This window comes from Dyella dinghuensis, from assembly GCF_003977615.1.
In the GTDB taxonomy this organism is placed as follows: Bacteria; Pseudomonadota; Gammaproteobacteria; order Xanthomonadales; family Rhodanobacteraceae; genus Dyella_B; species Dyella_B dinghuensis.
Genome location: NZ_RYZR01000004.1, coordinates 62,824 through 83,890, shown reverse-complemented (window position 1 = coordinate 83,890; position 21,067 = coordinate 62,824). Strand labels below are relative to the sequence as shown.

The 21,067-nt window shown below is 60.1% G+C and carries 34 protein-coding genes; 32 read left to right on the top strand and 2 right to left on the bottom strand.

Annotated features, from left to right (window positions below):
* The 30 genes from EKH79_RS07425 to EKH79_RS07280 form a co-directional block, all read left to right on the top strand.
* Positions 1-110: EF-Tu C-terminal domain-related protein (locus tag EKH79_RS07425; protein ID WP_484481984.1), on the top strand; the 110-nt coding region annotated here is incomplete at its 5' end.
* 397 nt (positions 111-507) lie between these two features.
* The gene (gene rpsJ, locus EKH79_RS07420) at positions 508-819 is read left to right on the top strand and encodes a 30S ribosomal protein S10 (RefSeq protein WP_014402136.1); all 312 of its coding nucleotides are present in this window, start codon (positions 508-510) and stop codon (positions 817-819) included.
* Between the two features lie 20 nt (positions 820-839).
* Complete coding sequence (rplC, locus tag EKH79_RS07415; RefSeq protein WP_126673176.1) at positions 840-1,481, top strand: 50S ribosomal protein L3; 642 nt, start codon at positions 840-842, stop codon at positions 1,479-1,481.
* A gap of 11 nt (positions 1,482-1,492) precedes the next feature.
* The gene (rplD, locus tag EKH79_RS07410) at positions 1,493-2,095 is read left to right on the top strand and encodes a 50S ribosomal protein L4 (protein WP_126673175.1); all 603 of its coding nucleotides are present in this window, start codon (positions 1,493-1,495) and stop codon (positions 2,093-2,095) included.
* Positions 2,092-2,385, top strand: a complete 294-nt coding sequence (rplW, locus tag EKH79_RS07405) for a 50S ribosomal protein L23 (protein WP_126673174.1) — start codon at positions 2,092-2,094, stop codon at positions 2,383-2,385. Before rplD ends, rplW begins: the two co-directional genes overlap by 4 nt.
* A gap of 17 nt (positions 2,386-2,402) precedes the next feature.
* Entirely contained in the window at positions 2,403-3,224 is an 822-nt protein-coding gene (gene rplB, locus EKH79_RS07400; protein WP_126673173.1) for a 50S ribosomal protein L2, read from the top strand.
* A 12-nt stretch (positions 3,225-3,236) separates the two neighbouring features.
* Positions 3,237-3,509, top strand: coding sequence for a 30S ribosomal protein S19 (rpsS, locus tag EKH79_RS07395; protein WP_126673172.1), 273 nt, complete (start codon positions 3,237-3,239; stop codon positions 3,507-3,509).
* Positions 3,509-3,844 carry a 50S ribosomal protein L22 gene (gene rplV / locus EKH79_RS07390; protein ID WP_115477111.1) on the top strand — a complete coding sequence of 112 codons (336 nt, stop codon included), beginning with the start codon at positions 3,509-3,511 and terminating at the stop codon, positions 3,842-3,844. Before rpsS ends, rplV begins: the two co-directional genes overlap by 1 nt.
* Positions 3,845-3,857: 13 nt before the next feature.
* Positions 3,858-4,622: a 30S ribosomal protein S3 gene (gene rpsC / locus EKH79_RS07385; protein ID WP_126673171.1), complete on the top strand. Its 765-nt coding sequence runs from the start codon at positions 3,858-3,860 to the stop codon at positions 4,620-4,622.
* An 11-nt stretch (positions 4,623-4,633) separates the two neighbouring features.
* Entirely contained in the window at positions 4,634-5,047 is a 414-nt protein-coding gene (gene rplP / locus EKH79_RS07380) for a 50S ribosomal protein L16 (RefSeq protein WP_126673170.1), read from the top strand.
* Positions 5,047-5,232, top strand: a complete 186-nt coding sequence (rpmC, locus tag EKH79_RS07375; protein ID WP_126673169.1) for a 50S ribosomal protein L29 — start codon at positions 5,047-5,049, stop codon at positions 5,230-5,232. The genes rplP and rpmC overlap by 1 nt, the downstream gene beginning before the upstream one ends.
* Positions 5,233-5,244: 12 nt before the next feature.
* Complete coding sequence (gene rpsQ, locus EKH79_RS07370; protein WP_126673168.1) at positions 5,245-5,505, top strand: 30S ribosomal protein S17; 261 nt, start codon at positions 5,245-5,247, stop codon at positions 5,503-5,505.
* Between the two features lie 15 nt (positions 5,506-5,520).
* A complete protein-coding gene (rplN, locus tag EKH79_RS07365; RefSeq protein ID WP_126673167.1) occupies positions 5,521-5,889 on the top strand; it encodes a 50S ribosomal protein L14 in 369 nt (122 codons plus the stop codon).
* Between the two features lie 14 nt (positions 5,890-5,903).
* Positions 5,904-6,218, top strand: a complete 315-nt coding sequence (gene rplX, locus EKH79_RS07360) for a 50S ribosomal protein L24 (protein ID WP_126673166.1) — start codon at positions 5,904-5,906, stop codon at positions 6,216-6,218.
* Positions 6,219-6,230: 12 nt separating this feature from the next.
* Positions 6,231-6,770: a 50S ribosomal protein L5 gene (gene rplE, locus EKH79_RS07355; protein WP_126673165.1), complete on the top strand. Its 540-nt coding sequence runs from the start codon at positions 6,231-6,233 to the stop codon at positions 6,768-6,770.
* A gap of 15 nt (positions 6,771-6,785) precedes the next feature.
* Entirely contained in the window at positions 6,786-7,091 is a 306-nt protein-coding gene (gene rpsN, locus EKH79_RS07350) for a 30S ribosomal protein S14 (protein ID WP_126673164.1), read from the top strand.
* Positions 7,092-7,309: 218 nt separating this feature from the next.
* Positions 7,310-7,705 (top strand): 30S ribosomal protein S8, encoded by a 396-nt coding sequence (gene rpsH / locus EKH79_RS07345; RefSeq protein ID WP_126673163.1) that lies wholly within the window; start codon positions 7,310-7,312, stop codon positions 7,703-7,705.
* Between the two features lie 10 nt (positions 7,706-7,715).
* A complete protein-coding gene (rplF, locus tag EKH79_RS07340; protein WP_126673162.1) occupies positions 7,716-8,243 on the top strand; it encodes a 50S ribosomal protein L6 in 528 nt (175 codons plus the stop codon).
* Between the two features lie 48 nt (positions 8,244-8,291).
* Positions 8,292-8,645, top strand: a complete 354-nt coding sequence (gene rplR / locus EKH79_RS07335) for a 50S ribosomal protein L18 (RefSeq protein WP_126673161.1) — start codon at positions 8,292-8,294, stop codon at positions 8,643-8,645.
* 75 nt (positions 8,646-8,720) lie between these two features.
* Positions 8,721-9,230 carry a 30S ribosomal protein S5 gene (gene rpsE / locus EKH79_RS07330; protein ID WP_126673160.1) on the top strand — a complete coding sequence of 170 codons (510 nt, stop codon included), beginning with the start codon at positions 8,721-8,723 and terminating at the stop codon, positions 9,228-9,230.
* A complete protein-coding gene (rpmD, locus tag EKH79_RS07325; protein ID WP_126673159.1) occupies positions 9,223-9,411 on the top strand; it encodes a 50S ribosomal protein L30 in 189 nt (62 codons plus the stop codon). The genes rpsE and rpmD overlap by 8 nt, the downstream gene beginning before the upstream one ends.
* 5 nt (positions 9,412-9,416) lie before the next feature.
* Positions 9,417-9,848 carry a 50S ribosomal protein L15 gene (gene rplO, locus EKH79_RS07320; RefSeq protein WP_126673158.1) on the top strand — a complete coding sequence of 144 codons (432 nt, stop codon included), beginning with the start codon at positions 9,417-9,419 and terminating at the stop codon, positions 9,846-9,848.
* Between the two features lie 6 nt (positions 9,849-9,854).
* Positions 9,855-11,177, top strand: coding sequence for a preprotein translocase subunit SecY (gene secY / locus EKH79_RS07315; RefSeq protein ID WP_126673157.1), 1,323 nt, complete (start codon positions 9,855-9,857; stop codon positions 11,175-11,177).
* A 120-nt stretch (positions 11,178-11,297) separates the two neighbouring features.
* The gene (gene rpsM, locus EKH79_RS07310) at positions 11,298-11,654 is read left to right on the top strand and encodes a 30S ribosomal protein S13 (protein ID WP_126673156.1); all 357 of its coding nucleotides are present in this window, start codon (positions 11,298-11,300) and stop codon (positions 11,652-11,654) included.
* A gap of 12 nt (positions 11,655-11,666) precedes the next feature.
* Positions 11,667-12,053 carry a 30S ribosomal protein S11 gene (gene rpsK / locus EKH79_RS07305; RefSeq protein ID WP_126673155.1) on the top strand — a complete coding sequence of 129 codons (387 nt, stop codon included), beginning with the start codon at positions 11,667-11,669 and terminating at the stop codon, positions 12,051-12,053.
* 11 nt (positions 12,054-12,064) lie between these two features.
* A complete protein-coding gene (gene rpsD / locus EKH79_RS07300) occupies positions 12,065-12,691 on the top strand; it encodes a 30S ribosomal protein S4 (RefSeq protein WP_126673154.1) in 627 nt (208 codons plus the stop codon).
* Positions 12,692-12,707: 16 nt separating this feature from the next.
* Positions 12,708-13,706, top strand: coding sequence for a DNA-directed RNA polymerase subunit alpha (locus EKH79_RS07295; protein ID WP_126673153.1), 999 nt, complete (start codon positions 12,708-12,710; stop codon positions 13,704-13,706).
* A 206-nt stretch (positions 13,707-13,912) separates the two neighbouring features.
* Entirely contained in the window at positions 13,913-14,296 is a 384-nt protein-coding gene (gene rplQ, locus EKH79_RS07290) for a 50S ribosomal protein L17 (protein ID WP_115477091.1), read from the top strand.
* Positions 14,297-14,447: 151 nt separating this feature from the next.
* Positions 14,448-14,960 (top strand): disulfide bond formation protein B, encoded by a 513-nt coding sequence (locus EKH79_RS07285; RefSeq protein ID WP_126673152.1) that lies wholly within the window; start codon positions 14,448-14,450, stop codon positions 14,958-14,960.
* Positions 14,957-16,321, top strand: coding sequence for a class II 3-deoxy-7-phosphoheptulonate synthase (locus EKH79_RS07280; protein WP_126673151.1), 1,365 nt, complete (start codon positions 14,957-14,959; stop codon positions 16,319-16,321). Before EKH79_RS07285 ends, EKH79_RS07280 begins: the two co-directional genes overlap by 4 nt.
* Before the next feature lie 64 nt (positions 16,322-16,385).
* Here the strand turns inward: EKH79_RS07280 and EKH79_RS07275 are convergent, their stop codons facing one another.
* Positions 16,386-17,990, bottom strand: coding sequence for an amidase (locus tag EKH79_RS07275; protein ID WP_126673150.1), 1,605 nt, complete (start codon positions 17,988-17,990; stop codon positions 16,386-16,388).
* A gap of 135 nt (positions 17,991-18,125) precedes the next feature.
* Here EKH79_RS07275 and EKH79_RS07270 point away from each other — a divergent pair, with 135 nt between their 5' ends.
* Together EKH79_RS07270 and EKH79_RS07265 are read left to right on the top strand one after the other, a co-directional pair.
* On the top strand, positions 18,126-18,869 hold the full coding sequence (locus EKH79_RS07270) for a c-type cytochrome (RefSeq protein ID WP_126673149.1): 744 nt from the start codon (positions 18,126-18,128) through the stop codon (positions 18,867-18,869).
* Positions 18,866-19,861 (top strand): cytochrome c, encoded by a 996-nt coding sequence (locus EKH79_RS07265; RefSeq protein WP_126673148.1) that lies wholly within the window; start codon positions 18,866-18,868, stop codon positions 19,859-19,861. Before EKH79_RS07270 ends, EKH79_RS07265 begins: the two co-directional genes overlap by 4 nt.
* Positions 19,862-19,867: 6 nt before the next feature.
* Here EKH79_RS07265 and EKH79_RS07260 read toward each other — a convergent pair whose 3' ends face one another.
* Positions 19,868-21,061, bottom strand: a complete 1,194-nt coding sequence (locus EKH79_RS07260) for an efflux RND transporter periplasmic adaptor subunit (RefSeq protein ID WP_126673147.1) — start codon at positions 21,059-21,061, stop codon at positions 19,868-19,870.
* Between the last annotated feature and the right edge of the window lie 6 nt (positions 21,062-21,067).

Genomic DNA, 21,067 nt, shown 5'->3' with positions numbered 1-21,067 from the left:
TGGTGGTGGAGCTGATTGCCCCGATCGCCATGACGGAAGGTCTGCGTTTCGCGATCCGCGAAGGCGGCCGTACCGTGGGTGCTGGCGTCGTCGCCAAGATCGTCAAGTAAGTTGCTGTATAGAAACCGCCTGCTAAACAGGCGGTTTCTTGCAGGTAGTTGTTCTATAGCTTTAGATGAGCTATAGTCTCCAACCTAATTCACCGCTCGACCACTGTGTTGGGCGGTTTACCGCGAAATGAGGTGCAGGAAGCACTTCGAATTCGCTAACAAGGATGTTGCGGGGATCCCCTGGTAGTAGACGCAAGTCTCTGTCGAATAAAGGGTTTCCGCGTACGTTACCTGTCTGGGCAGGCCGGAATACGGCCTGCCCGGCGTTTTGGGGTCTCCCGGAAGATGTTTTTCTCCGGTGGCACCGTTGCAACACCTGTAGTGCATTGGGTTGTGCGAGGTGGTGAGAAGCCACTTCGATTCACAAGATTTGTTCTTTCGATAACAGGACACGGTTATGGCGAACCAAAAGATTCGCATTCGGCTTAAGGCGTTCGATCATCGTCTGATCGATCGTTCGGCCAGCGAAATCGTCGAGACGGCCAAGCGCACTGGCGCTACGGTTCTCGGTCCGATTCCGCTTCCGACCAAGATCGAGCGCTACACCATTCTGGTGTCGCCGCACGTCGACAAAGACGCTCGCGATCAATACGAAACCCGCACCCACAAGCGCGTGCTGGATATCGTCGATCCCAACGACAAGACCGTGGACGCGCTCATGAAGCTCGATCTCGCCGCTGGCGTTGACGTTCAGATCAAGCTTGGTTGAGCGAGAGACAGGATACGAACATGAGTATCGGACTGGTTGGCCGCAAATGCGGCATGAGCCGACTCTTCACCGAAGACGGCCGCTCGATTCCGGTGACGCTGATTGAAGCGACGCCGAACCGCGTGACGCAGGTGAAGACGGAAGATAACGATGGTTATAGCGCGGTGCAGGTCGCCGTTGGCGTCAAGCGCGCCAGCTTGCTGACGGCCCCGGAAAAGGGTCACTACGCCAAGGCGAAAGTCGAGCCGGGTCGTGGCCTGTGGGAATTCCGCCTGAATTCGGCCGATGCCGGCAAGTATGCCGTCGGCGCCGAAATCAAGGCTGACGAAGTGTTTCAGGTCGGCCAGATCGTCGACGTGGCCGGCGTCAGCAAGGGTAAGGGCTTCCAGGGCACCATCAAGCGCCATAACTTCAAGATGGGTGACGCTACCCATGGTAACTCGCTGTCGCATCGTGCGCCGGGTTCTATCGGTCAGCGTCAGACCCCGGGTCGCGTGTTCCCGGGCAAGAAGATGTCCGGCCACATGGGTGCAGTGAACCGCACCGTGCAGGGTCTGGAAGTGGTCAAGGTCGACGCCGAGCGTCATCTGATTGCGGTCAAGGGCGCGGTACCGGGTGCAACCGGTGGCGACGTCGTGATCCGTCCGACGACCAAGGGTTGAGGAGAGACGGCATGGAACTCAATGTAATTGGCGCCAAGCCGCTCAGCGTGTCGGACGATGTGTTCGGCGGCGAGTTCAAGCAGGCCCTGATTCACCAGGTGGTCGTTGCCTATCAGGCAGGCGGTCGCGCTGGTACCAAGGCACAGCTTTCGCGTGGCGAACTGTCCGGTACGACCAAGAAGTTCAAGAAGCAGAAGGGCGGTGGTGCCCGTCACGGTGACTACCGTGCCCCGATCTTCGTGGGCGGTGGTGTGACGTTCGCAGCCAAGCCTCGCAGCTATGAGCAGAAGGTCAACCGCAAGGCTTATCGCGTGGCACTTCGCTCCATCCTTTCGGAGCTGAATCGCCAGGGTCGTCTGAAGGTTGTCGATGGTTTCGGCATCGAAACCCCAAAGACCAAGTCGATGATCGCCAAGCTGGCCGAGCTGCAAGTTTCCGGTCGCGTGCTGCTGGTGTCGGAAGATGCAAACGAAGCGCTGTTCCTGGCTTCGCGCAACATCCCGTACCTGCACGTGGTCGATGTGGTTGCGCTGAACCCGGTCAGCCTGGTCGGTTCCGACCATGTGGTCATGACCGTCGAAGCGGTCAAGAAGGTCGAGGAGTGGCTGGCATGAGCAACGAACGCATTCTCAATACGCTGCGCGCGCCGCACATCTCCGAAAAGGCTGCTCGTCTCGCCGAGAGCAACCAGTACGTTTTCGTGGTTGCTCCCGAAGCAACCAAGGCCGATGTCCGCGATGCGGTCGAGAAGATGTTCGACGTCAAAGTCGAGCAGGTGAACCTCGTCAACGCCAAGGGCAAGGTGAAGTCCTTCCGTTTCCGCGCAGGCAACCGTCAGGGCAAGCGCAAGGCATACGTCCGTCTCGCCGAAGGCCAGACGATCGACGTGTCGGCGAAGCCCTGAGCCAGGAGTTTTGACAGATGGCACTAATTACTCACAAGCCAACCTCGCCGGGTCGCCGCGACGCTGTTAGCGTCCGCACCGAGGGGCTGCACAAAGGCGCGCCGTACGCGCCGCTGACCGAAAGCCAGTCGAAGACCGGTGGTCGCAACCATTTTGGTCGCATCACCACGCGTCATCGCGGCGGTGGTCACAAACAGGCTTACCGCATCATCGATTTCAAGCGCGACAAAGAAGGCATCGCTGCCAAGGTTGAGCGTCTGGAATACGATCCGAACCGCACCGCGCACATCGCGCTGCTGTGCTACGCCGACGGCGAGCGCCGCTACATCATCGCGCCGGCTGGCGTGGCGGTGGGCGACCGCCTGGTCTCGGGTCACGATGCACCGATCAAAGTGGGGAACAGCCTGCCGCTACGCAATATCCCGGTCGGTTCGACGGTGCATTGCGTGGAAATGAAGCCGGGCAAGGGTGCGCAGATCGCGCGTTCGGCCGGTGCTTCGGTACAGCTGATCGCTCGCGAAACGGGCTACGCCACGCTGCGCCTGCGCTCCGGCGAAATGCGCCGCGTACCGGTCGATTGCCGCGCCACCATCGGTGAAGTCGGCAACTCGGAACACAGCCTGCGCAAGCTCGGCAAGGCCGGTGTGAAGCGTTGGCAGGGCATTCGTCCGACCGTTCGCGGTGTGGTGATGAACCCGGTCGATCACCCGCACGGCGGTGGTGAAGGCCGTACCTCCGGTGGCCGTCATCCGGTCAGCCCATGGGGCACGCCGACCAAGGGTTACAAGACCCGTAACAACAAGCGCACGCAGCAGTTCATCGTGCGTCGTCGCAAGTAATAGGAAACCGTCATGCCGCGTTCTTTAAAGAAAGGTCCCTTCGTCGACCTTCACCTGATGAAGAAAGTGGAAACCGCGGTTTCCACCAACTCCAAGCGTCCGATCAAAACCTGGTCGCGTCGCTCCATGATCCTGCCGGAAATGGTGGGATTGACCGTCGCCATCCACAACGGTCGCCAGCATGTGCCGGTGCTCGTCAACGAGAACATGGTCGGGCATAAGCTCGGCGAGTTCGCGGTGACGCGTACGTTCAAAGGCCACGGCGGCGATAAGAAGGGCAAGTGATGAGCACCGAAGCCAAAGCGATCCTGCGCAGCGCTCGCATTTCAGCGCAGAAGGCACGCCTGGTAGCTGACCTGGTCCGCGGAATGCCCGTGGGCCGTGCCAGCGACGTGCTCCAGTTCACCAACAAAAAAGCCGCGCACATGGTTCGTAAAGTGCTGTTGTCGGCTGTCGCCAACGCCGAGAACAACCTCGGTGCGGACGTTGATGAATTGAAAGTCTCGAAGATCTTCGTCGATGAAGGTCCGGCCATGAAGCGTATGCACGCCCGCGCCAAAGGCCGCGGTTCGCGCATCCTGAAGCGCACCAGCCACATCACTGTGGTCGTTGGTAACTGAGAGGACGTAGACGATGGGTCATAAAGTTCATCCCACCGGTATCCGCCTCGGCATTGCCAAGGACTGGAACTCGAAGTGGTACGCCAATAAGGGCGAATTCGCTCAGTACCTCGCTGCCGACCTCAAAGTCCGCGAGATGCTGCGCAAGAAGCTGTCCGCTGCCGGTATCTCGAAGATCCTGATCGAGCGTCCTGCCAAGACGGCCCGCGTGACGATTCACACTGCCCGTCCGGGCGTGGTGATCGGCAAGAAGGGCGAGGACATCGAAAAGCTGCGCAAGGAAGTCAGCGACATGATGGGCGTTCCGGCGCACATCAACGTCAACGAAGTGCGCAAGCCCGAAATCGACGCGCAGCTGGTTGCCGAATCGATCGCTCAGCAGCTCGAGCGCCGCATCATGTTCCGTCGCGCCATGAAGCGCGCTGTTGGTAACGCGATGCGCCTTGGCGCCCTGGGTATCAAGATCAACGTGTCCGGTCGTTTGAACGGCGCCGAGATCGCTCGCTCCGAGTGGAGCCGTGAAGGTCGCGTGCCGCTGCATACCCTGCGTGCGGACATCGACTACGGCACCGCCGAAGCGAAAACCACGTACGGCATCATCGGCATCAAGGTCTGGATCTACAAGGGCGAAATTTTCGACCTGTCGCAGATCGGCCAGGAGCCGAAAGAAGAGCAGCAATCCTCCCAGCCGCGCCGTGAGCGTGAAGGTGGCGAGGGTCGTCGTGATCGTGAATCGCGTCGTGACGGTGAAGGCCGTCGCGAGCGGACGGCGAAGTAAGGAGAGTTGCCATGTTGCAACCCAAGCGAACCAAATACCGCAAGCAGTTCAAGGGCCGTAACGACGGCCTGGCCTTCAGCTCGAACCTCGTCAGCTTTGGCGAATACGGCCTGAAAGCCACCACGCACGGTGCTCTCACCGCGCGTCAGATCGAAGCGGCCCGTCGTTGCATCACGCGTTTCGTGAAGCGCGGCGGCAAGCTGTGGATCCGCGTGTTCCCGGACAAGCCGATCACCAAGAAGCCGATCGAAGTCCGAATGGGCGCCGGTAAGGGTGGCGTGGAGTACTGGGTCGCACCGATCCAGCCAGGCCGCATGCTTTATGAAATCGAGGGTGTCGACGAGGCAACCGCGCGCGAGGCATTCCGCCTGGCCGCTGCCAAGTTGTCGGTGCAGACCCAGTTTGTCTCCAGGGCGGTGATGTGATGGCCACCAAAGATCTCAACAACAAGTCGGCCGACGAGCTGAAGCAGCACCTGCTTGACCTTCGCAAGGAGCAGTTCAACCTGCGCATGCAGAAGGGCACCGGTCAGCTTAGCCAGCCGCACCAACTGCGCCGTGTTCGGCGCGATATCGCCCGCACGAAGTTCGTGCTCGGCGGCAAGAAGTAAGGGACGGCCGACATGAGCGACAACACCAAGCAGGCGCGCACCCTTGAGGGCCGCGTCATCAGCAACAAGATGGAAAAGACGGTCACCGTACTGATCGAACGCCAGGTGCAGCATCCGCTGCTGGGCAAGATCGTGCGTCGTTCCACCAAGCTCCACGCGCAGAACGACCTCGGCGCGAACGAGGGCGACGTGGTTCGCATCGCGGAATGCCGTCCGCTTTCCAAAACCAAACATCACCGCGTGGTCGAAATCGTCACGCGCGCCGAAGCGTAAGGGGAGGGTGCAGCCATGATCCAGATGCAAAGCACGCTTTCCGCCGCCGACAACAGTGGCGCCAAGGAATTGATGTGTATCAAGGTGCTCGGCGGCTCCAAGCGCCGTTACGCCGGGATCGGTGACGTCATCAAAGTCACCGTGAAAGATGCCATCCCACGTGGCAAGGTGAAGAAGGGCGAGGTTTACAACGCCGTGGTGGTTCGTACTGCCAAGGGTGTGCGCCGCGCCGACGGTTCGCTGATCCGTTTCGACGGTAACGCAGCCGTACTCCTCAACAACAAGCTCGAGCCGATCGGCACCCGTATCTTCGGGCCCGTGACTCGTGAGCTGCGCGGCGAGAAGTTCATGAAGATCGTCTCGCTCGCACCCGAAGTGCTCTGAGGCGGAGAAGAACCATGAACCGTATCCGCAAGGGTGATCAGGTCCTCGTGATCACCGGTAAAAACAAAGGTCAGCGCGGCGACGTGCTGCGCGTTGATGGCGATCGCGTGTTCGTCTCCAACGTCAACCTGGTCAAGCGTCACACCAAGGCGAATCCGCAGGCCAACCAGCCGGGTGGTATCGTCGAGCGTGAAGCTTCGATCCATATTTCTAATGTGCAGCTGTTCAACCCCGCCACGAACAAGGGTGAACGCGTCGGTGCCAAAACGCTCAGTGATGGGCGCAAGGTCCGCGTGTACCGTTCGAATGGCGAGGTCGTGGACGCGTAAGGAACACAAGTCATGACGCGCCTTGAAAACTTTTACAAAGAACAGGTCATCCAGAAGCTCACCGAGCGTTTTGGTTACCAGAACGTGATGCAGGTTCCCCGCATCACCAAGATCACGCTGAACATGGGCGTGGGCGAAGCCGCGGGCAACAAGAAAGTGCTCGAAAATGCCGTGGCGGATATGACCAAGATTGCCGGTCAGAAGCCGATCACGACCAAGGCGCGCGTGTCCGTGGCCTCGTTCAAGATCCGCGACGGCTGGCCGATCGGCTGCAAGGTCACCTTGCGCCGTGCCCAGATGTGGGAATTCCTGGATCGCCTGATCAACATTTCGCTTCCCCGCGTCCGCGACTTCCGCGGCGTGTCGGGTCGCGCCTTCGATGGCCGTGGTAACTACAACTTCGGCATCAAGGAACAGATCATCTTCCCGGAAATCGACTTCGACGCGATCGACGCGATGCGTGGTATGGACATCTCCATCACCACCACTGCCAAGTCCGACGAAGAAGCCAAAGCGCTGCTGGAAGCCTTCAGCTTCCCGTTCCGCAACTGATACGCGAGAGAATCCATGGCCAAGACCTCAATGGTTAACCGCGATATCAAGCGGACCAAAACCGTCAAGAAGTACGCCGCCAAGCGCGCCGAACTGAAGGCGATCGTGCTGAATCCGAAGTCCTCCTACGAGGACAAGATGGAAGCGCAGACCAAGCTGCAGAAGCTGCCGCGCGACGCCAGCCCGAGCCGTCAGCGTAACCGTTGCGAACTGTCGGGTCGTCCGCGTGGCGTGTACCGCAAGTTCGGTCTCGGCCGTAACAAGCTGCGCGAAGCCACCATGCGTGGCGACGTGCCGGGCCTGCGTAAGGCCAGCTGGTAATTGTTCTACGGCGGCCCTGCCTTTAGGTGGGGCGCCAAACCCGGCGGCGTGGTAACGCGCCGCCGTCGATGCGACTTTGAAGCATCGCTATTCGCAAAAGCCGGAAAAGGCTGCTATAGTTGACGGTCTGCGTGCTGCAGACCGCCCCATGGCGGCCCACAACTCAATATTGATTTCCGGTTTTATCGGATATCGGTGCACTCTGAAGGAAGTTTTTCATGAGCATGACTGATCCCATCGCCGATCTGTTTACGCGTATCCGCAATGCCCAAGCAACGGGCAAGCAGGCCGTAAGCATGCCGTCGTCGAAGCTGAAGGTGGCGCTTGCCGACCTTCTTAAGAATGAGGGCTACATCCTCGACGCCAAGACTTCCTCGCAGGAAGGCAAGCCGGTGCTCGAGATCAAGCTCAAGTATTTCGAAGGCCGTCCGGCCATCGAGCGCATCGAGCGCATCAGCCGTTCCGGTCTGCGTGTGTACCGCGGCAAGGGTGAACTGCCGAAGGTGCTTGGCGGTCTGGGCATTTCGATTATCTCGACTTCCGCCGGTCTGTTGACCGACAAGCAGGCTCGCGCTCAAGGCGTGGGCGGCGAAGTTATCGGCCTGGTCGCGTAAGGAGCCTCCGATGTCCCGTGTTGCCAAGAAACCGATTTCGCTGCCGAAGGGCGTTGAGCTCAAGATTGCGGAAGACAGCATCGCCGTGAAGGGCCCGAAGGGCGCCTTGTCCATCCATGCCCTGCCGGGCGTGTCGGTGGCCAACGACAACGGCACCGTCAACATCCAAGTCGCCGAAGGCGCGGATGACAAGTTCGGCGGTACCGCTCGCGCGCTGCTCGCAAACATGATCAAGGGCGTTTCCGAAGGTTACGAGCGCAAGCTGGAACTCGTCGGCGTGGGTTACCGCGCATCGATGACCGGCAAGGCCCTGAACCTGAGCCTGGGCTTCTCGCACCCGGTGGTCTTCAATGCGCCGGAAGGCATCAGCATTGAAACCCCGACGCAGACCGAAATCCTGATCAAGGGTTCGGACAAGCAGCTGGTGGGCGAAGTCGCTGCCAAGATCCGTGGTTATCGTCCGCCGGAACCCTATAAGGGCAAGGGCGTTCGTTACTCGGGCGAGAAGATCACCATTAAGGAAGCCAAGAAGGCGTAATAGCGGCTCACTCCGCTAACTAGCCGATCCGCTTTCTGGAGACACATGATGAACAAGAATGAAGCTCGTCTGCGCCGCGCCAAGTCCACGCGCTCGCACATCCGCAAGCTCGCCGTAGCGCGCTTGTCCGTGCATCGCACTGGCCAGCATCTCTACGCCCAGGTGTTCGACGCCTCTGGCGAAAAGGTGGTGGCTGCCGCATCGACCGTGCAGAAGTCCGTTGCAGAAAGTTTGAAGGGCACCAAGAACCTGACGGCTGCTGCTGCAGTGGGCAAGGCGATTGCTGAGCGCGCCAAGGCTGCAGGTATCGAAGCTGTTGCGTTCGATCGCTCCGGTTTCCGCTATCACGGTCGCATCAAGGCACTTGCCGATGCTGCTCGTGAAGCTGGTTTGAAGTTCTAAGTAACAAACACAACAACTCCAAGCGGCACAGCCGCAAGCAAAAGTCCCGGATGGTCCGGGCATACGGAAAAAGATATGTCTTCTAGCGATCGTGAAAATTCAGACGGCCTGCTCGAGAAGCTGATTGCCGTCAACCGCGTGGCCAAGACCGTCAAGGGTGGCCGCCAGATGAGCTTTACCGCGCTGACCGTCGTCGGCGACGGCGAGGGTAAGGTTGGCTTTGGCTATGGCAAAGCACGCGAAGTGCCGGTTGCCATCTCCAAGGCGATGGAACGTGCGCGCCGCAACATGGTGAACATCGATCTGAACAACGGCACGCTGTGGTACGCCATCAAGGCCAACCACGGTGCGGCTCGCGTGTTCATGCAGCCGGCCTCCGAAGGTACTGGCGTGATCGCTGGCGGTGCCATGCGCGCTGTGCTCGAAGTGGTCGGTGTGAAGAACGTGCTGGCGAAAGCTGTCGGTTCGCGTAACCCGATCAACCTGGTTCGCGCCACCATCAAGGGCCTGCAGGCCGTTGCCTCGCCGAAGCAGATCGCTGCCAAGCGTGGCAAGACCGTTGAAGAGGTGCTGGGTAATGGCTAACAACGATAAGACTGTCCGCGTCCGCCTGGTCAAGGGCCTGCGCGGTGTACAGAGCCGTCATCGCTTGAGTGTGAAAGCGCTCGGCCTGGGCAAGCTCAACGATGTCCGTGAATTGAAAGACAGCCCGCAGGTGCGTGGCTTGATCAACACGGTCTATTACCTCGTGCGGGTTGAGGAGTAAGCATCATGCGTCTGAATGACATCAAGCCGGCTGCTGGTTCGCGCAAGACGCGCCTGCGCGTTGGTCGCGGTATCGGTTCGGGCCTGGGCAAGACCGCTGGCCGTGGCCACAAGGGTCAGCATGCTCGCGCCGGCGGTACCCACAAGTATGGTTTCGAAGGCGGTCAGATGCCGCTGCAGCGCCGTCTGCCGAAGGTGGGCTTCCGCTCGCTGAAGAAGGCAGAGAGCCAGGAAGTGTTCCTGTATCAGCTGGCTGCGCTCAAGGCTGACGTGATCGATCCGGTCGTGCTGCATCAGGCTGGCCTGATCGACAGCCGTGCCAAGAAGGTCAAGGTCGTCGTCAAGGGCGAGATCGGTCGCGCGGTGAAGCTTTCGGGTCTGCTGGCAACCGCTGGCGCCAAGGCTGCCATCGAGGCTGCCGGCGGAAGCGTGGAGTAATCACACGTGGCCGCAGCCAAGGGCACATCGGTCGGATCGCTCGGTAAATTGACCGAGCTTCGTCAGCGCATCTTCTTTGTGATTGGTGCGCTGATTGTGTACCGCCTCGGCTCGTTCATCCCGGTGCCGGGTGTCAACCCGGACGCCATGGCGGCTCTGATTGGTCAGAGTGGCGGCATCCTGGACATGTTCAACATGTTCTCGGGTGGTTCGCTGGGACGTTTGTCGGTGTTTGCGCTTGGCGTGGTGCCCTATATCTCCGCATCGATCGTGGTGCAGATGATGGGTTCGGTTATTCCGACCCTGGCGGCATTGCGCAAGGAAGGTCAGTCGGGACAACGCACGCTGACGATGTACACGCGTTTCGGCACTGTTGGTCTTTCGGCTTTCCAGGCTTTCGGTATCGCGGCAGCGCTGATGAAGCAGACCAGTTCGGTTGGACCGGTGGTCTACACGCCGGGCTTTGGCTTCATCCTGTCGACGGTCGTGGGCCTCACAGCAGGATCGATGTTCCTGATGTGGCTGGGCGAGCAGATGACCGAGCGCGGTATCGGCAACGGTATCTCGCTGCTGATTTTCGCGGGCATCGTCGCGGGTTTGCCGAATGCCGTGGCGCATACGCTGGGCATGGCAAGCAACGGCGAGCTCAATACGCTGCCGCTCGTCACGGTTTGCGGAATGGTGCTGGCGGTGACGGCGTTCGTGGTGTTCATGGAGCGGGCACAGCGGCGCATCACGGTGAACTACGCAAGGCGGTCGGGTGGCCAGCGTTCTTACATGAACCAGACGTCCCACCTGCCGCTCAAGATCAACATGTCGGGCGTGATTCCGCCGATCTTCGCGAACAGTATTTTGATGTTCCCGGCGATGGCGGCGACGTGGGGCAATGTCAGCCACCAGTCGCGCTGGTTGACCAACGTGGTTCAAGCGCTGACACCTGGCGAACCGCTGTACGACATTATTTATGCAGTGCTGGTGATCACGTTTGCCTTCTTCTACACGGCAATCGTTTTCAACTCGCAAGACACGGCCGATAACCTCAAGCGGTCTGGCGCGCTGATTCCGGGTATTCGCCCGGGTCGCTCGACGGCTGAGTACATCGATTCCGTGATGACACGTCTGACCGGTGTGGGCGCCCTCTACCTCGTACTGGTCTGTCTGGTGCCAACGTTCATGCAGAACGCCTGGCATGTTCCGTTCTACTTCGGCGGCACGTCGCTGCTGATCGTGGTGGTGGTGGTGATGGACTTCACCGCTCAGGTGACGGCGCATCTCTACAGCCATCAGTACGAAGGTTTGCTCAAAAAGGCCAATCTGCGCCGCGGCTGAGGCTGCAGTGAGGCACGGGTGGGAAGCGGTGGCACTAGGTGCCACAGGGCTTTCCTGACAGTTTGATTCAGGTTAGAATTGCGCGTTTACCGCGCAAGAAAGCATCGGAGAAAGTACATCATGGCGCGCATTGCGGGTGTCAATTTGCCGGTCCAGAAACACGTCTGGGTTGGCCTGCAGAGCATCTTCGGCATCGGCCGCAGCCGGGCTAAAAAGGTCTGTGCGGACGCAGGTGTGGTTCCAACCACGCCGATTAAATCGCTGAGCGAAGGCGAGGTGGAGAAGATCCGCCACGAAGTCGCTAAATACGTCGTGGAAGGCGACCTGCGCCGTGAAGTCGGCATGGCCATCAAGCGTTTGATGGACCTGGGTTGCTACCGCGGTCTGCGCCACCGTCGTGGCCTGCCGGTGCGCGGCCAGCGCACGCGCACTAACGCACGTACCCGCAAGGGTCCCCGTCGCGCGATCAAGAAGTAACGGATTCCGAACATGGCAAAGCCAGTTAAGACCAAGAAAAAGATCAAGCGCGTTGTCACCGATGCGGTGGCCCACGTGCAGGCATCTTTCAACAACACCATCATCACGATCACCGATCGCCAGGGTAATGCCCTGTCGTGGGCGACGGCTGGCGGCGCGGGTTTCCGCGGTTCGCGTAAGTCGACCCCGTTCGCTGCTCAGGTCGCTGCCGAGAAGGCTGGCCGCGCAGCAGGCGAATACGGCGTGAAGACGGTGGAAGTACGGATCAAGGGCCCCGGCCCGGGCCGTGAGTCGGCGGTGCGTTCGTTGAACGCCCTCGGCTACAAAGTTCTGAACATTATCGATGTCACGCCGATCCCGCATAACGGCTGCCGTCCCCCCAAGAAACGTCGCGTCTAAGGAGCATAACCATGGCACGTTATCGTGGAGCTACCTGCAAACTCGCGCGTCGTGAAGGTTCGGACCTGAGCCTGAAGAGCCCGGCGCGCGCGATTGATTCCAAGTGCAAATTGGAAAACAAGCCCGGTCAGCATGGCGCCAACAAGCGCGCACGCATGTCCGATTATGCTGTCCAGCTGCGTGAAAAGCAGAAGGTCAAGCGCATCTATGGTGTGCTCGAACGTCAGTTCAGCAACTACTACTCGAAGGCGTCGACCCTCAAGGGCAACACCGGCGAGAACCTGTTGCGCCTGCTCGAGAGCCGTCTGGACAATGTCGTGTATCGCATGGGTTTTGCGGTCACCCGCGCCCAGGCTCGCCAGCTCGTCTCGCACAAGGCCATTCTGGTCAACGGCAAGAAGGTCAACATCCCGTCGTACCAGGTTCGCCCGGGTGACGAGATCGCCCTGACCGAGCGCGCGCGCACTCAGCTGCGCGTGCAGGAAGCGGGCACCGTGTTCGACACGATGGACCTGCGCCCGCAGTGGGTGGAAGTGGATAGCAAGAAGTTCGCCGGCACGTTCAAGTCGGTGCCGGATCGCGCAGATCTGCCGACCGACATCAACGAAGCGCTGATCGTCGAGCTTTATTCGAAGTAATCAACCGGAGCACTGCATGGCAGTTTCGTCAACTAGCGTGTTGCGGCCTCGCGGCCTCAACGTCGAGCAGCTCGGACCGAATCGCGCCAAGGTGGTGGTGGAGCCGCTCGAGCGTGGCTTTGGCCACACACTGGGCAATGCGCTTCGTCGCGTGCTGCTCTCCTCGATCCCTGGCAGTGCCATCGTCGAGGTTGAAATTGATGGCGTGCTGCACGAATACACCACTCTGGAAGGTTTGCAGGAAGACGTTATCGAAGTCCTGTTGAACCTCAAGGAAGTGGCGATTCGTCAGCATACGGGTGACGAAGTCACCCTGACCCTGTCCAAGAAGGGCAAGGGTGTGGTCACGGCTGGCGACATCACCGTCGATCACTCGGTGGAAATCATCAATCCGGAACATGTGATTTGCCACCTGACCAAGGACATCGCGCTGAACATGCGTCTGAAGGTGCGTCGCGGCGTCGGCTATCAGCCGGCCAGCCTGCGTCAGCATCCGGATGACGAAGCTCGCCCGATCGGTCGTCTGCAACTGGACGCCTCGTTCGCGCCGGTGCTGCGCGTGGCTTACGAAGTGGACGCGGCTCGTGTCGAGCAGCGCACCAACCTCGACAAGCTCGTGCTGGACATCGAGACCAACGGCACCATCGGTGCGGAAGATGCAGTGCGTAAGGCTGCTGAAATCCTCAACGACCAGCTGTCGGTGTTCGGTGACTTCTCGCGCCGCGAGAGCGCCACGGACAAAGCAGAAAAGGGCGGTTTCGATCCGCTACTGCTCCGTCCGATCGACGATCTGGAGCTCACCGTGCGTTCGGCGAACTGCCTGAAGGCCGAGAGCATCTACTACATCGGCGATCTGGTACAGAAGACCGAAGTCGAGCTGCTGAAGACGCCGAATCTTGGCAAGAAGTCGCTCACGGAAATCAAAGATGTTCTCGGCGTACGTGGTCTCGCCCTGGGCATGAAGCTTGAAAACTGGCCGCCGCCGGGCCTCTCGCACGGCATGCAGCTGGGTTGATCGTTTGTTTTGCGATCGCTTTTGATCGCTGTCATTGAGTAACGACGGGAGCGCCGCTGGCGCTCCTGTCAGTCTCGAAAAAGCGGCCATTTATGGCTGCACTCTTATAAGAGCCCGTTTCACCAAGGGCTTCAACAGCGGGAAACCCGCGGAAATCCGGCCATAACGGACCGGTTTTTCATAACAACAGACAAGAGAGTCTCATCATGCGTCACATGAAATCCGGGCGTAAGCTCAACCGAACCAGTAGCCATCGCGAAGCGATGTTCAAGAACATGGCCTCGTCGCTGATCAAGCATGAGCTGATCCGCACGACGCTGCCGAAAGCCAAGGAACTGCGCCGCATCGCCGAGCCGCTGATCACCTTGGCCAAGGTCGATGGCGTGGCCAATCGCCGTCTGGCATTTGCCCGTCTGCGCGACAAGCAGGCCGTTGGCAAGCTGTTTGTGGAAATCGGCCCGCGTTACCGCGAGCGTCCCGGCGGCTATCTGCGTATTCTCAAGTGCGGCTTCCGCCCGGGCGACAATGCGCCGATGGCGTATGTCGAACTGGTCGATCGTCCGCGCACTGAAGCCGTCGACGCCGAATAATTTCGTCCAGCTTCGTTTGGACGTCCAAATACAAACCCCGGTCGGGCAACTGACCGGGGTTTGTGCTTTTAGTTCCTATGAGTTCGGTCCTACTGACAGCGTCCCGGCGAGCGGGTAATGTCTGCGCTTCGCCCTCATCCCCATGTGTGCCATGAATCCTCTTCGCTGGTCGTACCGCGCCAGTTTCTTCGCCGGTTTCCTGATTTGCGCCGCTCTGCTGGGCTTTGCGCTCTATGCTGAACACGTGTGGGGTATGGAGCCGTGTCCGCTGTGCATCTTCCAGCGCATCGGTTTTATGGTGATGGGTGTCTTCTTTCTGCTGGGTGCCCTGCATGCGCCGCGCAGGGGCGGTCGCTGGTTCTACACCGGGTTCGTCCTGCTGGGTGCGCTGTTCGGTCTGGCGGTGGCAGGGCGCCATCTGTGGATCCAGTCGCTGCCCCCCGATCAGCTTCCATCCTGCGGCCCCAACCTGGCTTACATGATGGACGCCTTCCCCTTCGCGAAAGTGCTCAAAATGGTGTTCACCGGCTCCGGTGAATGCGCCAAGATCCAGCCGATTCTTGGTCTGCCGATGCCATTCTGGACGCTGTTGTGGTACATCCTTTTGTCCGTGTGGGCTATTCGCGTGACCTTGCAGCGAGCGCCCCAGAGATTGCGGTTATGACCCAGGCAGTAAGCATCGAGCACGACTCCCTCAGCTGGACCCCGACGTCCTGGCAGCAACGCGTTGCCTTGCAGCAGCCGCACTACGAAGACGCTCCCGAACTCGCTCAGGCGATCGGAGAGCTGACCCGTTTGCCGCCGCTGGTCACGTCGTGGGAAGTGCTTTCGCTGAAGCAAGCCTTGGCTGAGGCACAGGAAGGCAAGCGTTTCCTGCTTCAGGGCGGTGACTGTGCGGAGAGCTTCGCCGATTGCACCAGTCCGATCATCTCCAACCGTCTGAAAGTGCTGCTGCAGATGAGTCTGGTTCTGGTGCACGGACTCAAGCAGCCGGTGTTGCGCGTCGGACGCTTTGCCGGCCAGTACGCCAAGCCGCGCTCGACCGATACCGAGACGCGCGATGGCGTGACACTGCCAAGCTTCCGCGGTGACGTGATCAACGGCCCTGAATTCACGGCGCAGGCGCGCCGTCCCGACCCGCAACGTCTGATTCGCGCGCACGCCCATTCGGCGCTGACGATGAATTTCGTCCGCGCGCTGATCGACGGCGGTTTCGCCGATTTGCATCATCCCGAGTATTGGGATCTGGCGTGGGTCGAGCACTCGCCACTCGCCGCCGAATACCGTCGCATGGTGGCCGGCATTGGTGACTCGCTGCGCTTTATGGAAACGCTGGCCGGCCCGATTGCCGGCTTCTCGCGCGTGGATTTTTTCACCTCGCACGAAGCACTCTTGCTGCATTACGAGCAGGCCCTTACGAGGCAGGTTCCGCGTCATCGCGGATGGTTCAATCTCTCCACGCATTTTCCGTGGATCGGTATGCGTACTGCTGCACTCGATGGTGCGCACGTCGAATACTTCCGTGGTATTCGCAATCCGATTGCCGTGAAGGTTGGTCCTTCCGTAACGCCGGCGCAGCTGTTGCCGCTGATCGATGCGCTCAATCCCGAAGACGAGCCGGGTCGTTTGACGCTGATCCATCGCATGGGTCACGCACAAATCGCTTCGGCACTGCCGCCGTTATTGGAAGCGGTGAAACGAGAAGGCCGTCGCGTGTTGTGGGTTGCCGATCCGATGCACGGCAATACCGAGAGCACGTCCAACGGCTACAAAACGCGCCGCTTCGACAACATTCGCAGCGAGCTCGATCAGGCATTCGATATTCACGCGGCCGCAGGTACGCATCTGGGCGGCGTGCATCTTGAACTCACTGGCGAAGATGTCACCGAGTGCATGGGTGGCGCGCGCGACTTGAGCGAGGCCGATCTCCAGCGTGCTTACAAGTCGATGGTTGACCCGCGCTTGAATTACGAGCAGTCGCTGGAGCTGGCGATGTTGATCGTGCGGAAATCGCAGAAGGGTTGAACACAAGTCGCGCTTGAGTTGAATGCTTCAACTCAAGCGCGCAATTCCCGACGAAGCGACCAGATTACTTTCCGAAAGCCACTGGCTTTCCATCCACCGTATCCAGAAACTTCGGTGCCTGCCACGCGTGCGTGTGCTGTTCGAAACCGTAGGCAATCGAAATCAGCGCAGGCTCACTCCATTTCGTACCGAAGAACACGATGCCGACAGGCAAGCCGTGCGCCCAACCTGCAGGAACGGTGATCGAGGGATATCCCGCCACGGCAGCCGGTTGTGACGCGCCGCCAATCGTCGGATTGCCGCTGACGATGTGATCGCCGAGCACCAGGTCTGTCAGATACGCAGGGCCCCATGACGGAGACAGCAGTGCGTCCAGATGACCCTGCTGAAGTGCAGCGTCGATACCATCCGGACCCGACAACTGTTTCGCCTTCGCCAATGCGTCGAGATAGGCCTTGTCGGTGAGAGGGCCTTTGCTCTGTGCCTGCTCAAACAGATCCTGGCCAAACCATTGCATCTCCACCGCGGACTCACGCTGATTGAAAGCGATCAGGTCGGCCAGCGTCTTCACATGCAGGCCTTTGCGGCCGGCGAGATAGTTGTTGATGTCGTTTTTGAAGTCGTAAAGCATCACCGTCATCTCCGGATCGCCCAGTTCCGACAGATGCGGAATGGTGACTGGATCGACAATGATCGCGCCTTGCGCGCGCAGCGCTGTAATCGCCTCTTCGAGCACGCGATCGGCATTCGGTTCATTGCCCGCAAGCTGGCGCACCACGCCGATGCGCTTGCCGCGCAAGCCGTTCGGGTCGAGGAACTTCGTGTAATCCGTCGCGTGTTTATCTGCATCGGCGGTGGCCGGATCATTCGGATCGCTGCCGGCCATCACCGTGAGCAGCATCGCCGCGTCGGTGACATTGCGTGCAAGTGGCCCCGCCGTATCCTGGTTGTGGCTGATCGGGATAATGCCGCTGCGGCTTACCAGACCCAGCGTCGGCTTGATGCCGACAATACCGTTCATCGATGCCGGGCAAATGATCGAGCCATCGGTTTCCGAGCCGACCGCCACTGGCACGATGCCCGCGGCCACCGCAACGGCAGAGCCGGAACTCGAACCGCACGGATTGCGATCCAGCGCGTAGGGATTGCGCGTCTGCCCACCGCGGCCTGTCCATCCACTGCTTGCATGACTGGAGCGGAAGTCGGCCCATTCGGTGAGATTGGCCTTGCCGAGAATCAGCATGCCGGCATTGCGCAATCGCGTCACCAGTGCGGCATCTTTCGGTGCGGGCGCCTCCACTAGCGCGAGCGATCCGGCGGTGGTCAACGTGCGATCGCCGGTATCGATGTTGTCTTTCAGCAGGATCGGAATGCCGTACAACGGTCCATGCGATTGGGTCCGTTTCGTATCGAGCTGCGCCGCCAGTTTCGATGCGTCGATATTGAGCTCGAGCACAGAGTGCAGGGCCGGACCCGTTTGATCGATGCGATGGATACGGGTCAGATCCTCCCGAACCAATGTCTTGGTATTGAGCTTGCCGGCATCCATGCTTTGCTGAAGTTCGGTCACACTTTGCCAGGGCAACTGGGTGGTGTCCTGAGCGACCGAAGCGACAACGGGCAACAACGCAAGGGAGAGGGCAGCGCACAAGAGCGACGGGCGGATCATGGGAGTCTCCGGAGGTCTTGAATGATAGGTGTGTGACACGGTGTTGCAGAATGGATGCATGACACGATGCCGCAGAAGCTTGAGCATAACCGCAGAGCTCGCCGTTCGCGCGTGACGCGGGACTATACTTGGCGCATGAAGACGACTGCCTGGAGGGTCCAGTTCTGTCTCACGCTGCGGCGGCTGCTGCCGTTCGCGCTGCTGCTGGGCGGCCTGGCCCACGCCGATCCACCGTCCGTTCCCGATACGCTTCAACAGCGCATTGCCGCGTGTACGACGTGCCATGGCGTGCACGGCGAAGGTACGCAACACGGCGACCTTTTTCCAAGACTGGCGGGAAAGCCGGTTGCCTATCTCGAACTGCAATTGCAAAACTTCCAGCGCGGCCTGCGTAAATACGCGCCGATGGAATACACGGTGCGCCAGTTGAGCCCGGCATACATGCATGAGATTGCCGAATACTTCGCGGCGCAGCAGGTGCCATATCAAAGCTCGGCGGTGCCGGATATCGCACCTTCGGTACTGCAACGCGGCCAGCAGTTGGTGACGTCGGGCGACCCATCACGCAAGGTGCCTGCCTGTGAGGCCTGTCATGGCAAGCAGCTTACCGGCACGCCACCGTCCGTGCCGGGGCTGGTTGGTTTGCCCTATGACTACATCAGTGCGCAGTTGGGTTCGTGGCGAACGGGTACGCGTGCTTCCAAAGCACCCGATTGCATGTCCGAGATTGCCAATCGTCTGGCGCCAAGCGATATCACCGCGGTTGCTGCGTGGCTTGCCAGTCAATCCGTGCCTGCCGATGTACATCCTCAGGCCGCAAATGCGATAACGCCACCGCTGCAATGTGGCGTGCTGGATAGCCAGGGAGGCGGCCTATGAAAAATCTGCGCTTGCTCTGGATTCCCGTTGTTTTGTTGGTGATCGTATTTGCCGGTTGGTGGTGGCATACGCATACGACTGAGGAATCGTCGGCGTTGGTCGAGGGGCAGGACGTCAACGCAGTGCTTAAAGACCCCGCCGTTATCGCCAAGGGCCGTTATCTGGCAACCGTTGGCGACTGCATGTCTTGCCACACGGAGCAGGGCGGTGCGCCGTATGCGGGTGGGCGAGTTATCGCAACGCCATTCGGCAACATTCCTGTGCCGAACATCACGCCGGATCCGGAGCATGGCATAGGGCGCTGGAGTGTCGATGATTTCTGGCGTGCACTGCACACGGGTATCGGGCACGACGGTGAAAAGCTGTATCCGGTGTTCTCCTACACTTCGTTCACCAAGACCACGCGCGAAGACGCCGTTGCGATGTTTGCGTATCTGCAAAGTGTGCCACCGGTTGCGCAGGCGCCCAAACCTTTGGATCTCAAGTTTCCGTACAGCATGCGAAGCTCGCTCACCGCGTGGCGCGCGTTGTACTTCAAACCAGGTGTATACAAACCCGATCCGAACGACGATCTGCGTGCTATCGCCACGTATCTGCAGTCGTTGCCGGCGCGGCCGAAGCCTACTGTCGTGCCGCCGAGTTTTGATAGCGCATCACTGGTCAGTCGCGGTCGCGATGTCTACGCCAAGCAATGCGCGGATTGTCACCGCGACAATGGCGCGGGCGTTCCGGGCGTCTATCCAACACTCGACGGCAATTCGTCCGTGGTCGAGCCCACGGGAATCAATGCTGCACGCGCCGTGTTGTTGGGTGGATTTGCGCCGCTAACGCAAGGCAACCCGCGTCCGTATTCCATGCCGCCGTATGCGCAACAGCTCAGCGATGCCGATGTCGCCGCCGTCGTCACCTATATCCGGCAAGCGTGGTCCAATCGCGCTTCGGCGGTGGAGGAACGCGACGTCGCCGCCTACCGCCACACGCCGGTCGATTGAAGTTACCTACTTCTGCGCAGCCGGTTGCTTCGACTTGTCGTCGCTCTGAGCGATGTTGACCTGCTGCCCTTCATACATCGAGTCGGGCGGGCTGATCACGATACGGTCATTGTCCTGCAGACCTTCCGTTACTTCCACCGTGCTGCCGAAGTCGCGACCCAGCGTGACCGGTTGCAGATGCACATGCTGTTGATTGTCCACCAACGCCACGCGTAAACCTTCGCTGCGGAAGAGCAACGTATTGGAGGGCACGGTGTAGTCATGCGTCGAGGTGGACACGCCGAGTTTGACGTTTGCGTACACGCCCGGCACCAGCACCTGACTCGCATTGTCGATGTCGATTTCCGTGCGCAGTGTGCGTGTGGTCGGATCAAGCGCGTCGGCGGTGCGCGCAACGGTGCCTGTCACTGGCTTGGCGCCGTAGGTATTCAGGCTTACCTGTGCGGGCATGCCAATGCTGACGCTGCCGGCGAAGGTTTCGGGTACGTCCACATACACACGCAGCTGCGAGGTGTCAGCGATGAGGAACAGGTTGCTGCCCGTCGAGCCGGCGTCGATCAATGCGCCGATGTCGAGATTGCGTTGAGTGATCACGCCGTCGAACGGCGCAATGATGTGTTTGAAGTCTTCCAGATTCTGCAAATGCGCGACGTTGGCAGCGTCGGCCTGCACCGTGGCGACGTCCGCCTTGTATTGTGCGACGAACTGATCGCCCGTCTGCGTGGCGACCAGGCCTTGCGTGACGAGTTTTTCGTAGCGATCCGCGGTGATCTTGGCGAAATTCATGTTCGCTTCGTCGGTCCGCATCTGCGCTTTGCCTTGCAGCAGTTGGTTATCGACGTCGGGCGTATCCAGATCGGCAAGCAGCTGACCTTTCTTCACGCGCGCACCGATATCGACATACCACTTCGCCACATAGCCGGTCGTGCGCGCGTAGATCTGCGCATCCTGCCAGGAGGCGACGGTACCCGGCAGCGTGAGCTGCTGATCCTTCGGCGCGGCTTTGGGTGTCATCACGTTGACCGTGGCGACCGCGTTGCGGTTGGTATCGTTGGTCAGCGTATGGCGATCACTGATGCGCGAGATGACGCCGTAAGCGGCCAGCGCCACGAGTGCGACACCCAGTCCGATAAGGACAAGGCGTGCACCGTGCGACGGTTTGCCGGAGTGAAGCGGAGAATTTGCGTTAGCGCTGGACATAGAGAG